This window comes from Aeromonas sp. R3-1 (genome assembly GCF_040908345.1).
In the GTDB taxonomy this organism is placed as follows: domain Bacteria; phylum Pseudomonadota; class Gammaproteobacteria; order Enterobacterales; family Aeromonadaceae; genus Aeromonas; species Aeromonas veronii.
Map to the genome: position 1 here is coordinate 1 of NZ_JBFODN010000023.1, position 17,596 is coordinate 17,596.

At 59.0% G+C, this 17,596-nt stretch carries 13 protein-coding genes; 9 read left to right on the forward strand and 4 right to left on the reverse strand.

The window, feature by feature from the left end; genetic code table 11:
• Positions 1-61: 61 nt before the first annotated feature.
• Entirely contained in the window at positions 62-3,526 is a 3,465-nt protein-coding gene (gene mfd / locus AB5Y85_RS01325; RefSeq protein WP_368221074.1) for a transcription-repair coupling factor, read from the reverse strand.
• An 18-nt stretch (positions 3,527-3,544) separates the two neighbouring features.
• Positions 3,545-4,123, reverse strand: coding sequence for a PilZ domain-containing protein (locus AB5Y85_RS01330; RefSeq protein ID WP_257687781.1), 579 nt, complete (start codon positions 4,121-4,123; stop codon positions 3,545-3,547).
• A 76-nt stretch (positions 4,124-4,199) separates the two neighbouring features.
• Here AB5Y85_RS01330 and AB5Y85_RS01335 point away from each other — a divergent pair, with 76 nt between their 5' ends.
• The 3 genes from AB5Y85_RS01335 to lolE all read left to right on the forward strand — a co-directional run bounded on the left by AB5Y85_RS01335 (position 4,200) and on the right by lolE (position 7,463).
• Positions 4,200-5,435, forward strand: a complete 1,236-nt coding sequence (locus AB5Y85_RS01335; protein WP_005345085.1) for a lipoprotein-releasing ABC transporter permease subunit — start codon at positions 4,200-4,202, stop codon at positions 5,433-5,435.
• 88 nt (positions 5,436-5,523) lie between these two features.
• Positions 5,524-6,222: a lipoprotein-releasing ABC transporter ATP-binding protein LolD gene (gene lolD, locus AB5Y85_RS01340; protein WP_236272764.1), complete on the forward strand. Its 699-nt coding sequence runs from the start codon at positions 5,524-5,526 to the stop codon at positions 6,220-6,222.
• Positions 6,222-7,463: a lipoprotein-releasing ABC transporter permease subunit LolE gene (gene lolE / locus AB5Y85_RS01345; protein WP_368221072.1), complete on the forward strand. Its 1,242-nt coding sequence runs from the start codon at positions 6,222-6,224 to the stop codon at positions 7,461-7,463. The genes lolD and lolE overlap by 1 nt, the downstream gene beginning before the upstream one ends.
• 87 nt (positions 7,464-7,550) lie before the next feature.
• On the opposite strand, the gene yfbR is transcribed toward lolE, so the two are convergent.
• The gene (gene yfbR, locus AB5Y85_RS01350; protein WP_167569878.1) at positions 7,551-8,141 is read right to left on the reverse strand and encodes a 5'-deoxynucleotidase; all 591 of its coding nucleotides are present in this window, start codon (positions 8,139-8,141) and stop codon (positions 7,551-7,553) included.
• 92 nt (positions 8,142-8,233) lie between these two features.
• Complete coding sequence (locus tag AB5Y85_RS01355) at positions 8,234-8,668, reverse strand: YccF domain-containing protein (RefSeq protein WP_005336982.1); 435 nt, start codon at positions 8,666-8,668, stop codon at positions 8,234-8,236.
• Positions 8,669-9,109: 441 nt separating this feature from the next.
• On the opposite strand from AB5Y85_RS01355, the gene tig reads away from it, so the two are divergent.
• The 6 genes from tig to ppiD all read left to right on the forward strand — a co-directional run bounded on the left by tig (position 9,110) and on the right by ppiD (position 17,548).
• Positions 9,110-10,420 (forward strand): trigger factor, encoded by a 1,311-nt coding sequence (gene tig, locus AB5Y85_RS01360; RefSeq protein WP_042081175.1) that lies wholly within the window; start codon positions 9,110-9,112, stop codon positions 10,418-10,420.
• A gap of 86 nt (positions 10,421-10,506) precedes the next feature.
• A complete protein-coding gene (gene clpP, locus AB5Y85_RS01365; RefSeq protein ID WP_005336979.1) occupies positions 10,507-11,130 on the forward strand; it encodes an ATP-dependent Clp endopeptidase proteolytic subunit ClpP in 624 nt (207 codons plus the stop codon).
• A 70-nt stretch (positions 11,131-11,200) separates the two neighbouring features.
• Positions 11,201-12,475 carry an ATP-dependent protease ATP-binding subunit ClpX gene (gene clpX / locus AB5Y85_RS01370; RefSeq protein ID WP_005336977.1) on the forward strand — a complete coding sequence of 425 codons (1,275 nt, stop codon included), beginning with the start codon at positions 11,201-11,203 and terminating at the stop codon, positions 12,473-12,475.
• 141 nt (positions 12,476-12,616) lie between these two features.
• Entirely contained in the window at positions 12,617-14,971 is a 2,355-nt protein-coding gene (gene lon / locus AB5Y85_RS01375) for an endopeptidase La (protein WP_005336976.1), read from the forward strand.
• A 240-nt stretch (positions 14,972-15,211) separates the two neighbouring features.
• A complete protein-coding gene (gene hupB, locus AB5Y85_RS01380) occupies positions 15,212-15,484 on the forward strand; it encodes a nucleoid-associated protein HU-beta (protein ID WP_005315375.1) in 273 nt (90 codons plus the stop codon).
• Positions 15,485-15,634: 150 nt separating this feature from the next.
• Positions 15,635-17,548 carry a peptidylprolyl isomerase gene (gene ppiD, locus AB5Y85_RS01385; protein ID WP_257687784.1) on the forward strand — a complete coding sequence of 638 codons (1,914 nt, stop codon included), beginning with the start codon at positions 15,635-15,637 and terminating at the stop codon, positions 17,546-17,548.
• Positions 17,549-17,596: the final 48 nt, after the last annotated feature.

The window sequence follows — 17,596 nt, forward strand, 5'->3', positions numbered from 1 at the left end:
TGGCTCCCGTTTTGTTTATGTTGGCATTATCTCTCTGGCTCGCCGCCAGCGTTGCAGAGCCTCACAGGCTGTTGTTGGCCAGATCCGCCAGCAAGCCATCCACCAGCTTCAGGCGCATGGCCCTGTCCTGAGTCGGCACCTGGAAGCGCAGCCGGGTCGGCCCGTCCATCTTGTAGATTCGCGGCTGCTCGGAGAGGAGCTTGACCAGATAGGTCGGATTGACCTTGGTCTCCTGAGTGAAGTCGAGATAGCCACCGCGCTCGCTCATCTCCACCCGGCGAATGCCAAGGGCGGTAGCGCGCTGACGGAAGGCCGCCAGCTCCAACAGGGTTTTGGTCGCCTCCGGCAACAGGCCGAAGCGGTCGATCAGCTCCACTTTGAGTTCGCGCAGCTCCTGTTCGTCCGCCGCGCTCGCAATCCGCTTGTACATGGAGAGGCGCATGTTGACGTCCGGGATGTAGTCGTCCGGCAACAGTGCCGGCAGGCGCAGCTCCACCTCGGTGTGCTGGCTCATCAGTTGCTCGAGAGATGGCTCCTTGCCCGATTTCAGCGCCTCGACCGCCTGCTCCAGCATCTCCATGTAGAGGGTGAAGCCGACCGATTCGATCTGACCGCTCTGATCGTCGCCAAGCAGCTCGCCTGCGCCACGGATCTCCAGATCGTGGGTCGCCAGCGCAAAGCCGGCGCCGAGATCTTCAAGCGAGGCGATCGCCTCCAGCCGCTTGGCCGCATCCTTGGTCATCAGCTTGGGATGGGGGGTGAGCAGGTAGGCATAGGCCTGATGGTGGGAGCGGCCAACCCGGCCCCGCAGCTGGTGCAGCTGGGCCAGACCGAGATGATCCGCCCGATCCATGATGATGGTGTTGGCGCTCGGCACGTCGATGCCGGTCTCGATGATAGTGGTGCAGACCAGCAGGTTGAAGCGCTGGTGGTAGAAGTCCGACATCACCCGCTCAAGCTCGCGCTCGCGCATCTGGCCGTGGGCGATGCCGATGCGCGCCTCCGGTACCAGTTCGGCAAGGTCGGCTGCGCACTTCTCGATGCTCTCCACGTCGTTGTGCAGGTAGTAGACCTGCCCGCCACGCTTCAATTCCCGCAGCACTGCCTCGCGCACCACTGCCGGTTCGTGCTGGCGGACAAAGGTCTTGATGGCGAGCCGCTTGGCGGGCGGGGTGGCGATGATGGAGAGATCCCGCATGCCCGACATCGCCATGTTGAGGGTGCGCGGAATGGGGGTGGCGGTGAGAGTGAGGATATCCACATCGGCCCGCAGCGCCTTGATCTTCTCCTTCTGGCGCACCCCGAATCTGTGCTCTTCATCGACGATGAGCAGCCCCAGATCCTTGAAGGTGAGTTCGGAGCCGAGCAGCTTGTGGGTGCCGATGATGATATCCACCTTGCCCTCGGCCAGCTCCTGCATGACGCTGTTTTGCTCCTTGGCGGAGCGGAAGCGGCTCAGCACCTCGACCCGCACCGGCCAGTTGGCGAAGCGGTCGCGGAAGTTGTCGTAGTGCTGCTGGGCGAGCAGGGTGGTTGGCACCAGCACGGCGACCTGTTTGCCGCCATGGACGGCCACAAACGCCGCCCGCATCGCCACCTCGGTCTTGCCGAAGCCCACGTCGCCGCACACCAGCCGATCCATGCTCTTGGCCTGACACATGTCCCCCAGCACCGCATTGATGGCGTTGAGCTGATCCTCGGTCTCCTCGAACGGGAAGCCGGCGGCAAACTGGCGATAGGCTTCGCGGTCGTGTTTGAAGGCAAAGCCGGCGCGAGCGGCGCGGTGGGCGTAGACATCGAGCAGCTCGGCCGCCACGTCGCGCACTTTTTCCGCCGCCTTGCGCCGCGCCTTGCTCCAGGCCTCGCCGCCGAGCTTGTGGCTGGGAGGGTTGTCAGAGCCGGTGTAGCGGCTGATAAGGTGCAAACTGGTAACCGGCACGAACAGCTTGTCGCCGTCGGCATATTCGAGCGTCAAAAACTCGGTGGGCAGGCCACCGGCGTCGATGGTTTCGAGCCCCAGATAGCGGCCGACCCCGTGATCGAGGTGCACCACCGGCTGGCCCTGGGTCAGCTCACCGAGGTTTCTGATCACCGCATCGGAGCTTAAGTTTTTGCTCTTCTCCCGTGCCCGCTTGCTGCGTACCTTGCCGCCCAGCAGCTCGGTTTCGGTGATCAGGGCCAGTGGTTGATTACTGGCATCAGCTCCGGCTTCTTGCCACAGGAAGCCGCGCTCAAGAGGGGCAACCAGCAGGCCGTGGCGATCCTGGCTCGCCATAAAGGCGTCGAGGGAGGGGAACTCCTTGGGTTGCAGCGCGATGCGCGCCAGCAGCTCGCCCAGCACTTCACGCCGACCCTCGGACTCCACCGCAAACAGAGTACGACCGGCAAAGCCTTGCAGGAACTGGTTGAGCGCCAGCAGCGGCTGATCCTTGCTGTGGTCGAGTTGCAGGTCCGGCAGCGTGTTGGCCGGCATATCGTGTTGCCCCGCATCGCCGGCCGTCGGCCCCTCCTGCAACCTGACGGCGCCGTAGTTACCAAGGGCGGCAAAGAGCTGCTCCACCGGCAGGTAGAGCTGGGCCGGGGGGAGCAGGGGACGGGTATTGTCCCAGCGCCTGTCCTCGTAGCGTTGCTCGATGTCGTTCCAGAAGCGCTGGGCGGCGGGATAGATATCCCCCACGGTGAGCAGCAGGGTCTCTGCCGGCAGGTAGTCAAACAGGCAGGCAGTCTGGTCGAAGAAGAGCGGCAGATAATACTCGATGCCGGCAGGCCAGCGCCCCTTGCTCACCTCCTGATAGACGGAGCCCTCGGCGCGGGAGATCTCGAACTGCTCGCGATAGTGGCCGCGAAACAGCTCGATGGCCCCCTCATCGGTCGGAAACTCCCGGGCAGGCAGCAGGCTGACGCTCTTGACCGGCTCGCTGGAGCGTTGGGTTTCCGGATCGAATGGACGGATGGAGTCCACTTCATCGTCGAAGAAGTCGATGCGATAGGGGCTGCTGCTGCCCATGGGAAAGAGATCGAGCAGGGAGCCGCGGGCGGCAAACTCGCCGTGCTCCAGCACCTGATCCACCGCCACGTAACCCGCTTCGGCGAGGCGCCCGCGCAGCTGTTGCAGGTTGAGACGCTGGCCGCTTTTCACCATCAGGCTGTATTTGTCGAGATAGGCACGCGGTGCACAACGCAGCATCAGGGTCGAGACGGGGACAATCAGTACGCCACTGCTCATCTGCGGCAGCTTGTAGAGGGTCTCGAGTCGCTGGGAGATGATGTCCTGATGGGGGGAGAAGGTGTCGTAAGGCAGCGTTTCCCAATCCGGGAACAGCAGTACCGGGCAGCCCTTGTCGGCCAGCAGGTATTGGAGTTCCTGCTCGAGGCGCAGAGCACTCGGGGTGTCTGCGGTGAGCAGCAGCACGGGCCCCTTGTTTTGTGTAATGAGGCGAGCGGCTATGAGCGAGAGGCTGCTGCCGACCAGTTGGCCGAGCGTGATCTTTTGGCCCGCTTTGGCGGGCAAGGCGGGGAGTGTCATTGGCATCGTTCGATTCTTTTAACGTTGTTGGCGCTCTTGGGCACGCAGTTTGAGCTGTTTGGATTGCACGTGGAGGCTGGCACGAACCAGTAGTTCACGGTCATCTTCGCGGATCCGCACATAGTCGAGCTGCACATGGGTACCATGTTCACCGCCGTCGAGCTGTTTGACCTGGCCATAGCAGTAGATGGCGGCCGCCTCTTCCCGCAGGAAGATCTTGAGGCGGACGATCTGGTGCAGGTGCGGCGCATCCCCGTGATCATGATAGGGGTGCAGGTAAGTGAGCTGGCCAGCCCCGAAGCGCAGGGTGTGGAAGCGTTGCTCCGGATGGTCCTGCAGGGAGAGCACATAGCCCATGATCATGTCGATCTTGCGGGACTGCTGATTGACGATCTCGATCAGATCGTGCATCGACTCGTTCTGGTTGCGCAGCAGGCGAGTAGTCACCAGATCGATGGAGGTAATGGCCGAAGAGATCCGAAAGGGCTCCGGCAGCTCAGCGTCCAGCTCCTCCAGCGAGGGGAGGTGGAAGTCGGCCGGCATGGGGATCACATTGACCGGCGTGGCATGAGTGACGCTGAAGAACTGTTCCTGCATGGAGGCTATCCCTTGTTGTCATGGACGGTTTCCCTTTATTATCCGGTATCTTATTTTGTTGGCAACGTACATATCCTTGAAGACCGGACTTTTTCAGCCCCTTTCGCTGGCCATCGGCCTGCGTTATGCAGGCTCGAAGCGCAGCAATCGCTTCGTCTCATTTATCTCCCTGTTCTCTACCTTTGGCATCGCCATCGGGGTCGCCGCCCTGATGGTGGTCATTTCGGTGATGAACGGTTTCGAAGGGCAGCTCAAAGGGCGCATCCTCGGGGTGATCCCCCATGTGGTGGTGACCAATCAGGCTGGCCGCATTGATGCCGACCCGCAAGGCTTGCCGGATCTGGCCAAATTACCCCATGTGGTCGCCTCGGCCCCCATGCTCGACAGCGAAGGGATGCTGCAAAGTCCCGGCCAGCTGACCGGGGTGAGTGTGCAGGGGATCGACCCTGCAAAGTGGCCCAAGGATGACATCCTCCATAGCCAGATGCTGGGGGGACGCCTCGATACCCTGCAGGCCGGCCACTACCGCATCGTGCTGGGGCAGGGGGTGGCTCGTCGCCTCAATGTCTCCATCGGCGATCAGGTTCGTTTGATCCTGACCGAAGGGACCCGCTTCACCCCGTTTGGCCGGGTACCGGCCCAGCGCCTCTTTACCGTCTCCGGCATCTTCGGGGTCGGCGCCGATGTGGATAACCAGATTGCGCTGATCGCCCTGGGGGATGCCCAGCGGCTGCTGCGCCTGCCGCCAGAAACCGTCGGTGGCATTCGCCTCTGGCTCGATGATCCCTTTGCCGCTGACGAGGTGATCAAGACACCGTTGCCGGATGGGCTGCTGTGGCAGGATTGGCGCCGCGAGCGGGGCGAGCTGTTCCAGGCGGTCGCCATGGAAAAACGGATGATGGGGCTGATGCTGGTGCTGATCATCGCCGTCGCTACCTTCAACATCCTCTCCGCGCTGGTGATGGTGGTGACGGACAAGGAGGGCGAAGTGGCCATCCTGCGCACCATGGGTATGAGTGAATCGGGGATCGTCAAAATCTTCATGGTGCTTGGTGCCTCCAGCGGGGTGATTGGTGCCCTGTTTGGCGGGCTGGCTGGCCTTGCGCTCTCTTTGGGTCTCAACCCTCTGCTCAATGCAGTGGGGCTCAACCTCTATATGGCGGCGGGCGGCAGTGGCCTGCCGGTGATTGTCGAGCCGGCTCAGGTCATCACCATCTTGCTGGGCGCCGTGCTGCTGAGCTTCAGTGCCACCCTCTATCCGGCGGCCCGCGCTGCGCGGGTGAAACCGGCCGAGGCGCTGCGTTATGAGTAATGCCGTGAATAATGCATCTTCTGTTGTGACTGGTGCCCCCGTAGTTGCGGGTGCCAGCGTTGTTACCGAGGCAAGTGGAGCCCCTGTTATGAATGAAGCCGTATCCCGTGAACCTCTGCTGCGCTGCCAGGCGCTTAATCATGTCTATAAAGAGGGGGAGCTGGAGACTCAGGTGCTCAAGGGGATCGATCTCTGTGTCGCGCCCGGTGAAATGCTGGCGGTGGTGGGGAGCTCGGGCTCCGGCAAGACCACTCTGCTGCATCTGATGGGGGCCCTCGACAACCCCTCCAGCGGCGCCGTGCTGTTCAAGGGGGAGGATATCCACCATTGGGACAGCCGTACCCAGGCTCGCTTTCGCAACCGCGAGCTGGGCTTTGTCTACCAGTTCCACCACCTGCTCTCCGAGTTCAGTGCGCTGGAAAATGCGGCCATGCCGCTGCTGATCGCCGGTGAGTCGGTGGCGATTGCCACCGAAAAGGCGACCAAAATGTTGGGTAGGGTAGGGCTCTCCCATCGCTTGAACCACCGTCCCTCCGAGCTCTCCGGTGGCGAACGTCAGCGGGTGGCGATCGCCCGAGCACTGGTCAACGAACCGAGTCTGGTGCTGGCGGATGAACCGACCGGCAATCTGGATCACGCCAGTGCCACCGCGGTGTACGAACTGCTGTGTGAACTGAATCGTGAACTGGGCACTGCGTTTGTGGTAGTGACTCACGACTTGAGCCTCGCGGCCAAGCTCCATCGCCGGGTGACCCTGGTGAGCGGCGTGATGGCGGAGGTTGCCTGATGTTCAAACCGCTGCCCCTCTTTCTGGGCCTGCGTTACAGCCGCTCCCGCCGTCGCAACGGGTTTATCGCCTTTATTTCTGCCTCTTCCCTGATCGGTATTGCCCTCGGCGTGATGGCGTTGATCCTGGGCCTCTCCGCCATGAACGGTTTCGAGCGGGAGCTTAAAGATCGGGTGCTCTCGGTCGTGCCGCAAGGTGAGCTGGACGCCGTCAAGCGGCCGCTGCCGGATTGGCCACGTCTGCGCGACTACCTGCTGGCCCAGCCGGGCGTTGAGGCGGCAGCGCCGGTCATTCGCCTCAATGGCCTGCTGGAGCATGGCTCTGCCCTCAAGGGGGTGCAACTGCGTGCCGTGCTGCCCGATCTGGAAGCCAATCTGTCGGATGCAGGCAAATACATGACGGGCCGTGGTCTGCGTGAGCTGCAACCGGGTGAACGTGGGGTGATCCTTGGCAAGACCATCGCCGACAAGCTGGGGGTCAAGGTGGGGGATTCGGTTGCCCTGCTGTTGCCGCAAGGGGGTGATCAGGCGGGGATCAAGAATCCTCGGCGCGAAGCCCTGACCGTGGTGGGGCTGCTGGAGATCGGTGGTCAGCTCGACGGTCTGCTCGGCTTTATGCATCTGGCCGATGCGCAAGCGATCACCGGCATGGGCAGCGATGTGGAGGGCTTCAGCCTGCGGGTGAGCGATGTGCTCAAGGCGCAATCCATCACCGTAGCCGCCGCGCAGCAGTTCCCTCATCACGTCTATATCCGCAGCTGGATGAACAGCCAGGGCTACCTCTATCAGGACATCCAGATGGTGCGTACCGTCATGTATGTGGTGATGCTGATGGTGGTGGCCGTCGCCTGTTTCAACATCGTCTCCACTCTGGTGATGGCGGTGAACGAGAAGCGCAGCGAGATCGCCATCCTGAAGACCATGGGGGCGAGCCCCGGCCAGATCCGGCTCACCTTCGTCATTCAGGGGATGGTCAACGGCGTGGCTGGTGCCCTGCTCGGCGCCCTGCTGGGCGGGCTGCTTTCGAGCAAGCTGACCCAGATCCTGAGCGTTGTCGAAAAGCTCATCGGTCACCGCTTCCTCAATCCGGATATCTACTTTATCGACTTTTTGCCGACCGAGTTGCATATGCAAGATCTGCTCATCGTGACGGGCGCCGCCATCCTGATGAGCCTGGTGGCGACCCTCTATCCCGCCTGGCGGGCGAGCGGTCTGGTACCCTCCCGCGAGCTGGGTCACTGATGCGCTGCATCTAATGCGCCATAAATAACGAAGGGCCCGTCGGTGAAAACCGGCGGGCCCTTCTGTTTTCAGGTCGCGTGGACTGGCTTAGTGAGCGTTAAGCTCATCGAGCGGCAGAGAGAAGCTGGCCACAAAGGTGTCGATAAAGTAGCGCATCTCCTCGCTCATCCGGGCTGCCAGCATGGCTTCAAGGCGCTTGCGAGCCGGTTCGAACTCCCGGTTGCCCGCGTTGATCTCCTCCAGACACTTGGTATAGGCGCAGAGGGTGTCGGCATCCTTGACCAGTCTGGCCAGCTCGTCATCCTGGGCTGCCGAATCGAGCAGGGGGCGAAAGTCATCGATCAGTTCTGGCGGCAGCATGTCAAGCAGACGCTGTTCGGCGGCCAGTTCTATCTTCTTGTACTCGCGGGCAATTTCGGGGTTGAAGTATTTGACCGGGGTAGGCAGATCGCCGGTCAGCACTTCACTGCTGTCGTGGTAGAGGGCCATCACGGCGGCGCGGTCGGCATTCACGCTGCCGCCAAACAGCCGGTTTTTGATGATGCCGAGGGCATGGGCCACCATGGCGACCTGCAGGCTGTGTTCGGCAATGTTTTCCGGCTGGATGTTGCGCATCAGGGGCCAGCGGTAGATGAGTTTCATGCGGGCGAGATTGGCGAAAAAGTGGCTGGGTAACATGATGACCTCAACGAAAGAGAATAGAAAAGGGCAGACCCTAGTCTGCCCTTTTTTTCGTTGCAGGGCAGCGTCTGCCCGCGCATTTCCCGCTGTTAGCGGATATAGCGGCCCGATTCCGCCTCCTGATTGGTCACAATCATCTGGCCAATGGGCGCCAGGCTGATCAGCGCCAGCTTGAGGTGCTGGATACCGAACGGGATACCGATAATGGTCACGAAGCAGGCCAGCGCGGAAGCGATGTGGCCGATGGCCAGCCAGACACCGATCAGCACGAACCAGAGGATGTTGCCAATCAGCCCCAGAGTGCCGGTGCCGATATCGCTCTGGCCGGTCATGGTCTTGCGATTGACCGCCTGCTTGCCAAACGGGAAGAAGGTAAAGGTGCCGATCACGAAGCAGGCACGTCCCCAGGGGATGCCGACCAGCGAGATAAAGCAGACAAGACCGGCCAGCCACCAGGCCAGGCCCATAAAGACACCTCCCAGTACAAACCAGAGCAGATTGAACAAGAAGCGGAAAAAGGCCATGTGAGTGACTCCAGATCATCAATTTGGTTGTCACCATAACGAGGGAGGGGTAGGGACGCAATGGTTGATTGGTTCAATCGCTATTTGGCTGGTCAAATTGAGTCGCCGCCCGCAACGGCGGGCTGTTTTTCGGTGAAAGATGTGCAATAAAGCGGCATTCGGATGAAAAAAGGTGAGCAAACGCAAAATTATTGCCATCGGATAGTTGAAGTCTGGCACCTCTCTCCCCATATAAAGGGCAGTTTTGCACGAATTGTGCTTGCACGCCGCTCAATGTGGGGGATGTGTGGCTCGACTCGACCAAAGTGCGCCGCTATAATGCCGCGTCATATTTTCTCATCACAAAGACATATCGTTGTCTTTATAAACAGGAAGACTCCGGGCTTTGCCCAGGGGCAATAAAGGGTCAGCACACAGTGCTGAGTTGAACGAGGTAGAAGAATGCAAGTTTCTGTAGAGACAACCCAGGGTCTGGAACGCCGTCTTACCATCACTGTACCGGCCGCTACCGTAGACGCCGCTGTGCGTAAAGAATTGAATGGCCTGGCCAAAACTCGTCGCATCGACGGTTTCCGTCCTGGCAAGGCTCCGGTTGCCATCATCAAGAAGATGTTCGGTGCCATGGCTCACGCCCGCGTTGCTGATGAAATGATGCAGAGCAACTTCATCAAAGCCATCATCGAAAACAAACTGAGCCCGGCCGGTGCCCCGACCATGGATCCGAAAGAGATCAAAGAAGGTCAGGATTTCGAATTCACCGCCACTTTCGAAGTGTATCCGGAGTTTGAAGTTGCAGGTCTCGAGACCATCAAGGTCGAGAAGCCGGTTGCGACCGTGAAGGATGAAGATCTGGCCAACATGATCGACACCCTGCGCAAGCAGCACGCTACCTGGGCTGATGCCGATGTTGCCGCTGCCAATGGCATGCGTGTGACCATGGACTTCGTCGGTTCCATCGACGGTGAAGAGTTCGACGGCGGCAAAGCTGAAGGCTTCAACCTGGTGCTGGGCGCTGGCCGCATGATCCCGGGCTTTGAAGACGCCATCCTGGGCAAGAAAGCAGGCGACGAGTTCACCATCGAAGTGACCTTCCCGGCTGACTACCACGCTGAAAACCTGAAAGGCAAAGATGCCAAGTTCGCTTCCAAGCTGATCAAGGTTGAAGAGCAGATCCTGCCTGAGCTGACCGAAGAGTTCGTGAAGCGTTTCGGTATCGAAAGCGGTTCTGTTGAAGAGCTGAAAGCCGAAGTGCGCAAGAACATGGAGCGCGAACTGGCTCAAGCCCTGAAAAACAGCGTGAAAGAGCAGGTTCTGAACGGTCTGGTTGAAGCCAACCAAATCGACCTGCCGAAAGCTGCCGTTGCTCAAGAGATCGACGCACTGCGTCAGCAGGCTCTGCAGCGTTTCGGTGGCTTCCAGGGCGGCAACGCTCCCGAGCTGCCGGCTGAACTGTTCCAGGCTCAAGCCGAGCGTCGTGTACGCGTAGGCCTGCTGCTGGGTGACGTGATCCGTACCAACGAGATCAAGGCTGACGATGCCCGTGTAAACAGCATCATCGAGTCCATGGCGACTGCCTACGAAGATCCGAAGGAAGTGATCGAGTACTACCAGAAGAACGAACAGATGCTGAACGGCGTTCGTAACCTGGCAGTAGAAGATCAAGCCATCGACCTGATCCTGTCCAAAGCGCAAGTGACCGAAAAAGAAGTTGCCTTTGACGAAGTGATCAACAAGTCTGGCGCCGCTGCCTAAGAACATTTGACTTAAGGTCAAGACTGTTAAGTATAATGGCTCGTGTGATCTCCACTCGGGCCATTTTATTTTAGGGACAATGCCTTATGTACAAGAACTATAACGATATGACCGATTCTCCCAGCAATGCGCTGGTCCCCATCGTGGTCGAACAGACTGCCAAGGGTGAACGTTCCTACGATATTTACTCCCGTCTGCTGAAAGAGCGGGTGATCTTCCTGACTGGTCAGGTTGAAGATCACATGGCCAATCTGGTGGTTGCCCAGCTGCTGTTCCTCGAGTCCGAGAATCCGGACAAGGACATCTATATCTACATCAACTCACCGGGTGGTTCGGTGACTGCGGGCATGTCCATCTATGACACCATGCAGTTCATCAAGCCGGATGTCAGCACCGTCTGCATGGGGCAGGCCTGCTCCATGGGTGCCTTCCTGCTGGCTGGCGGTGCCAAGGGCAAGCGTTTCTGCCTGCCTAATGCCCGCGTGATGATCCACCAGCCGCTGGGTGGCTTCCAGGGGCAGGCATCTGATATCCAGATCCATGCCCAGGAGATCCTGAAGATCAAAAATACCCTGAACGAGCGCCTGGCGTTCCACACCGGTCAGGACATGGCTACCATCGAGCGTGACACCGATCGTGACAACTTCATGTCCGCCGAGCAGGCCGTGGCCTATGGTCTGGTTGACGGTGTCCTGAGCCAGCGTAGCTGAGCAGGGTGTCCCGGTCTGTTGTAAACTCAACAGGCCGATCCATCCTCTATTGATAAAACGAGGTTGCTGAATGACAGAGAAACGCAAGGGTGAGGGTGATAAGCTGCTCTACTGCTCTTTTTGCGGCAAAAGCCAGCATGAAGTGCGCAAGCTGATCGCTGGCCCTTCCGTCTACATATGTGATGAGTGTGTCGAGCTGTGCAACGACATCATCCGCGAAGAGATCCGCGAGATCTCTCCCAAGCGCGATGGTAACGAGCTGCCGACCCCTCATCAGATCCGCGCTCATCTCGATGACTATGTGATCGGGCAGGAGTATGCCAAGAAGGTGTTGGCCGTTGCCGTCTATAACCACTACAAGCGTCTGCGCAACAGCGGCGAAAACAGTGGTGTGGAGCTGGGCAAATCCAACATTCTGCTGATTGGCCCGACCGGTAGCGGTAAAACCCTGCTGGCCGAGACTCTGGCTCGTCTGCTGGATGTGCCGTTCACCATGGCCGATGCGACCACCCTGACCGAAGCCGGTTATGTGGGCGAGGACGTGGAGAACATCATCCAGAAGCTGCTGCAAAAGTGCGACTACGACGTAGAGAAGGCCCAGCGTGGCATCGTCTACATCGACGAGATCGACAAGATCTCCCGCAAGTCGGACAACCCCTCCATCACCCGCGACGTGTCCGGGGAAGGGGTGCAGCAGGCACTGCTCAAGCTGATCGAAGGGACCATCGCTTCCGTGCCGCCGCAAGGTGGTCGCAAGCATCCGCAGCAGGAGTTCTTGCAGGTTGATACCTCCAAGATCCTCTTCATCTGTGGCGGTGCCTTTGCCGGTCTGGACAAGGTGATCGAGCAGCGTTCAGTGAAGGGAACCGGTATCGGTTTTGGTGCCGAGGTTAAATCCAAGGATGCCAAGGCCACCCTGAGCGAGACCTTCGCCAAGGTAGAGCCGGAAGATCTGATCAAGTATGGTCTCATCCCCGAGTTCATCGGCCGTCTGCCGGTGGTCGCGACTCTGACCGAGCTGGACGAGTCTGCGCTTATCCAGATCCTGAAAGAGCCGAAAAACGCGCTGACCAAACAGTATGCGGCGTTGTTCGATCTGGAAGGTGTTGAGCTGGAGTTCCGTGACGACGCACTCAACGCCATTGCCCGCAAGGCGATGGAGCGTAAAACCGGTGCTCGTGGTCTGCGTTCCATCGTGGAAGCCGTGCTGCTGGATACCATGTATGACCTGCCTTCTCTGGAAGGGGTCAGCAAGGTGGTGATCGACGAGACCGTGATCAAAGGGGACTCCGCGCCCTTGATGATTTACGAAAATCCCGAAACCCAGGCTGCTGCATCAGAGTAAATGTCTGATTTTTAATCGAATGGAAGGGGCTTTTTGCCCCTTTCATGCTTTTTACGGTTTCGGCGATTGAATCTCATCTCTGCGCCCCCATATACTCAGCCAAGCGCTTTGCCAACGGTATAACAAGCCGAGAGGACATATATGAACCTAGAGCGTTCAGAACGCATCGAGATTCCCGTCCTGCCTCTTCGTGACGTGGTGGTTTATCCCCACATGGTCATTCCACTCTTTGTGGGGCGGGAAAAATCCATTCGCTGTCTGGAAGCGGCCATGGAGCAGGACAAGAAAGTTCTGCTGGTGGCCCAGAAGGATGCGTCAACCGATGAGCCAACGGTGGAGGAGATCTTCACCGTCGGGACAGTGGCCAATATTCTGCAGATGCTCAAGCTGCCGGACGGCACCGTCAAGGTGCTGGTAGAGGGGGGACAGCGTGCCCGCCTGGAGCGGATGATCGACGACAAGGATTTCTTTGTCTGCGAGGCCCAGTACATCCCCTCCCAAGCCATTGAGGAGAAGGATCAGGAAGTGCTGGTTCGCTCCGCCATCGGCCAGTTTGAAGGCTATATCAAGCTCAACAAGAAGATCCCGCCCGAGGTACTGACCTCGATCTCGGCGATCGACGATGCTGCGCGTCTGGCAGATACCATGGCGGCCCACATGCCGCTCAAGCTGGAAGACAAGCAGAAGGTGCTGGAGATCGTCTCGGTTTCCGAGCGCATCGAATTCCTGATGGCGATGATGGAGTCCGAAATTGACCTGCTGCAGGTCGAGAAGCGCATCCGTACTCGCGTCAAGAAGCAGATGGAAAAGAGCCAGCGCGAGTATTACCTCAACGAGCAGATGAAGGCCATCCAGAAAGAGCTGGGTGAGCTGGAAGATAGCCCGGATGAGTTTGAAGCCCTCAATCGCAAGATTGAAGAGGCTGGCATGCCGGAAGATGCCCGTGAAAAGGCCCAGGCCGAGCTTGCCAAGCTGAAGATGATGTCTCCCATGTCCGCCGAGGCTACCGTGGTTCGCAGCTATGTGGACTGGATGGTACAGGTGCCGTGGAAGGCGCGCTCCAAGGTCAAGAAAGACCTTGGCAAGGCGCAAGAGGTGCTGGATGCCGATCACTATGGCCTCGAGAAGGTCAAGGATCGCATCCTCGAATATCTGGCGGTACAGGCACGGGTGAACAAGCTCAAGGGCCCTATCCTCTGTCTGGTTGGGCCTCCCGGTGTAGGCAAGACCTCGCTGGGCCAATCCATCGCCAAGGCGACAGGCCGCAAATATGTGCGGATGGCCCTCGGTGGGGTGCGTGACGAAGCGGAGATCCGCGGTCACCGCCGTACCTATATCGGTTCCATGCCCGGCAAGCTCATCCAGAAGATGGCGAAAGTCGGCGTGAAGAACCCGCTGTTCCTGCTCGACGAGATCGACAAGATGAGCTCGGACATGCGTGGCGATCCCGCATCCGCCTTGCTGGAAGTGCTGGATCCGGAACAGAACAACAGCTTCAACGATCACTATCTGGAAGTGGATTATGACCTGTCGGACGTCATGTTCGTGGCTACCTCCAACTCCATGAACATCCCGGGTCCCTTGCTGGACCGGATGGAAGTGATCCGCCTCTCCGGTTACACCGAAGATGAGAAGCTCAACATTGCCAAGCAGCATCTGGTTGCCAAGCAGATCCAGCGCAACGGCCTGAAAGAGTCCGAGATCACCATCGAAGATTCTGCCCTGGTCGGAGTGATCCGCTACTACACCCGCGAGGCGGGGGTGCGGAGTTTGGAGCGCGAGATCTCCAAGATTTGTCGCAAGGCGGTCAAGCGTATCCTGCTGGACAAGAGCATCAAGCATGTTCAGGTCAATCAGGAGAACCTCAAGGAGTTCCTCGGGGTGCAGCGTTTCGATTACGGCAAGGCCACCGACCAGAACCAGGTGGGTCAGGTGTGTGGTCTGGCGTGGACCGAAGTGGGGGGCGATCTGCTCACCATCGAGACCACCAACATGCCGGGCAAGGGCAAGCTCACTTATACCGGTTCCCTCGGTGACGTGATGCAGGAGTCCATCCAGGCGGCCATGACGGTCGTACGGGCCCGTGCCGAGAAGCTGCGCATCAACGCCGACTTCTACGAGAAGCGCGATATCCACGTGCACGTACCGGAAGGGGCAACCCCGAAAGATGGCCCGAGCGCCGGTATCGCCATGTGTACCGCCCTGGTCTCCAGCTTGACCGGTAATCCGGTTCGTGCTGATGTGGCGATGACAGGGGAGATCACCTTGCGCGGCGAAGTGCTGCCCATCGGTGGTCTCAAGGAGAAGTTGCTGGCAGCCCATCGTGGCGGCATCAAGCGAGTGCTTATTCCGAAAGAGAACGAGCGTGACCTTGAGGAGATCCCGGCAAACGTCAAACAAGACCTTGAAATTTATCCGGTTCGCTGGATTGACGAGGTGCTGGAATTGGCGTTGCAGGACAATCCACAGGGGTTTGAGCGCGTTTCTGTCGTGTAAATGTTGATGCGCCGCAAATTTGGCGCATTCGGCGGGTGGTTAAGGCTTGCATGCGCCCGATAACGGAAGTAGCCTTGACCACCGATCGGGTACTCGTGATGAGTCGCAATGCGTTGTGTGGCGCGGGTTTGCGCCAGATTGTCACTTGCAACTGATCAGGAGGCTTGCTATAAAACCTCCACTTGTTGTGGCCAGGGAAATCAGCGCCGCAGCGGTGTTTGATAAAAGGGGAATATAAGAGTGAATAAATCTCAACTGATTGACAAGATTGCAGACGGTGCCGATATCTCCAAAGCTGCCGCTGGCCGTGCGTTGGATGCCTTCATTGATGCTGTTGGTGAAGCGCTGAAAGAGGGTGACCAGGTTGCTCTGGTTGGTTTCGGTACTTTCGCTGTACGCGAGCGTGCTGCCCGTTCAGGCCGTAACCCGCAGACTGGCGCGACCATCGAAATCGCTGCTGGTAAAGTTCCTGCCTTCAAAGCCGGTAAGGCCCTGAAAGACGCTGTTAACTAAGTCGGTCGCTGATATCCGTCGGCTACCGTCCTTGGTCGCAGACCAGACAAGTTAGAGAGTCTTCTCTCATACTGATTGACCAAGGCGCATCGCAATCGGTGCGCCTTTTTATTGTTTACGCCCATCGAGTTCGGGAGCATAAGTACAAACATGATGTTGGATAAACTACGCGAAGGGGCGCAGGGCAAGGTAGCCAAGGTTATCTTGGGCCTGATCATCCTCTCCTTTGCCTTGGCTGGTGTAGGTAGTTACCTGAACGGCCCGGCCCGTACCGCCCCCGCCACCGTCAATGGCACCGAGATCAGTGCTGCGGCACTGGAAAATGCCTACCGTAACGAGCGCGCCCGCATGGAATCCCAGATGGGAGAGGCATTCAGCCAGCTGGCCGCGAACCCCGATTACATGAAACAGTTCCGTCGCGGTGTGCTGGATCGCCTGATCGATCAGGCGCTGCTGGACAGCAAGGCCCGTGAACTGGGTCTGCGTATCAGTGACGAACAGATCAAGCAAGCCATCGTGGCCATGCCGGAGTTTGCCGAGAACGGCAAGTTCAACAATGACCGCTATCTGCAACTGATCCGTCGTGCCGGCATGACTCCTGAAATGTTCCGTGACTCCCTGCGTCAGGACATGGTGCGTCAACAGCTGATGAGCGCCCTGCTGGGCACCGAATTCTCCCTCAAGGGCGAAGCGGAGCAGCTCGACAAGCTCTACAACCAGACTCGCGATCTGCGTCTGGTGCGTCTGGCTGCTGCCAACTACATGGCTGACGTTCAGGTCTCCGACAACGAGCTCGAGCAGTACTACAAGACCAATGGCGCCCGTTTCATGAACGACGAGCAGGTCAAGGTTGACTATCTGCTGCTGGACGCCGCTAACCTCGCCAAGGATATCAAGGTCACCGAGCAGGATGCCCAGGATTACTACGATCAGCACCAGGATCTGTTCCAGCGTGCCGAGCGTCGCCACGTGGCTCATATCCTTATCCCGTTTGGCAAGGATGAGAAAGCGGCCGAGCAGAAAGCAGAAGCTGTGCTGGCCAAAGCCAAGGCGGGCGATGATTTCGCTGCGCTGGCCAAGGCTGACTCTTCCGATACCTTCTCTGCCAAAAAAGGCGGCGAGCTGGACTGGTTCGAGAAAGGGGTGATGGATCCGGCCTTCGAGAAAGCCGCGTTCGCTCTGAACAAGGCTGGCGATCTCTCCGGCGTGGTGAAGAGCCCGTTCGGTTTCCACATCATCAAGCTGCTGGGGGTTGAAGCAGCCCAGACCAAGCCGTTTGCCGATGTGAAAGAAGAGACCATCACTCGTCTGCAAGCTGACAAGGCCAAGGAGAAGTTCTTCGCCGAGCAGCAGAAGATGGCTGACAACAGCTTCGAAAACCCGGACTCGCTGGATCTGACCGCTGATGCCATGGGGATGAAGGTTCAATCTTCCGATTTCTTCACCCAGGCGACTGCTCCGGCTCCTCTGAACGATCCCAAGGTGCTCTCCGTGGCGTTCTCCGAACAGTTGCGCGATGACAACACCAACTCCGACGTGATCGAGCTGGCTGACGGCAAGGCGCTGGTGCTGCACATCACTGGTCACAAGCCCAAAGCGGTCAAGCCGCTGGCCGAGGTGAAAGAGCAGGTGATTGCCGCCATCAAGCATGACAAGGCTAGCGAAGTGGCCCGCGGTAAGGCCCAGGGCCTGCTGGACAAGCTGAAAGTCGGTGAGAGCATCACCGCCGATCTGACTACACTCGGTCTGAAAGTGGAGACCCACAAAGGGGTTGCCCGCTTCGATCGCGAGCTGGATCAGAACCTGATTGCCCAGGCGTTCACGCTGCCCCATTCGATCGACGGCAAGCCGAGCGTGGCTCTGGTTGCCGAGACCAATGGTGACCGCGTTGTGGTTGCGCTGGACAAGGTCAACGTCCCTGCCGCTGCATCCGGTATGGCCGCCATGCTGCAAGCTCAGCTGGGTCAGGGCAAAGCCCAGGTGGATTACAAGTCTCTGATCGACGAGCTGCGCAAAGCCGCCAAGATCGAGTACTTCACCAGTGTGGAAGCGACCGTCGAGTAATCGGCACTGCGCAATCCATTGAAAACGGCTCCTTGATGGAGCCGTTTT

What these genes read in the sequence shown, in the direction of transcription:
- mfd (WP_368221074.1), bottom strand. Translation starts at nt 3,526, where the DNA reads ATGACACTCCCCGCCTTGCCCGCCAAAGCGGGCCAAAAGATCACGCTC.
- AB5Y85_RS01330 (WP_257687781.1), bottom strand. Translation starts at nt 4,123, where the DNA reads ATGCAGGAACAGTTCTTCAGCGTCACTCATGCCACGCCGGTCAATGTG.
- lolD (WP_236272764.1), top strand. Translation starts at nt 5,524, where the DNA reads ATGAATGAAGCCGTATCCCGTGAACCTCTGCTGCGCTGCCAGGCGCTT.
- lolE (WP_368221072.1), top strand. Translation starts at nt 6,222, where the DNA reads ATGTTCAAACCGCTGCCCCTCTTTCTGGGCCTGCGTTACAGCCGCTCC.
- yfbR (WP_167569878.1), bottom strand. Translation starts at nt 8,141, where the DNA reads ATGTTACCCAGCCACTTTTTCGCCAATCTCGCCCGCATGAAACTCATC.
- AB5Y85_RS01355 (WP_005336982.1), bottom strand. Translation starts at nt 8,668, where the DNA reads ATGGCCTTTTTCCGCTTCTTGTTCAATCTGCTCTGGTTTGTACTGGGA.
- tig (WP_042081175.1), top strand. Translation starts at nt 9,110, where the DNA reads ATGCAAGTTTCTGTAGAGACAACCCAGGGTCTGGAACGCCGTCTTACC.
- clpP (WP_005336979.1), top strand. Translation starts at nt 10,507, where the DNA reads ATGTACAAGAACTATAACGATATGACCGATTCTCCCAGCAATGCGCTG.
- clpX (WP_005336977.1), top strand. Translation starts at nt 11,201, where the DNA reads ATGACAGAGAAACGCAAGGGTGAGGGTGATAAGCTGCTCTACTGCTCT.
- lon (WP_005336976.1), top strand. Translation starts at nt 12,617, where the DNA reads ATGAACCTAGAGCGTTCAGAACGCATCGAGATTCCCGTCCTGCCTCTT.
- ppiD (WP_257687784.1), top strand. Translation starts at nt 15,635, where the DNA reads ATGATGTTGGATAAACTACGCGAAGGGGCGCAGGGCAAGGTAGCCAAG.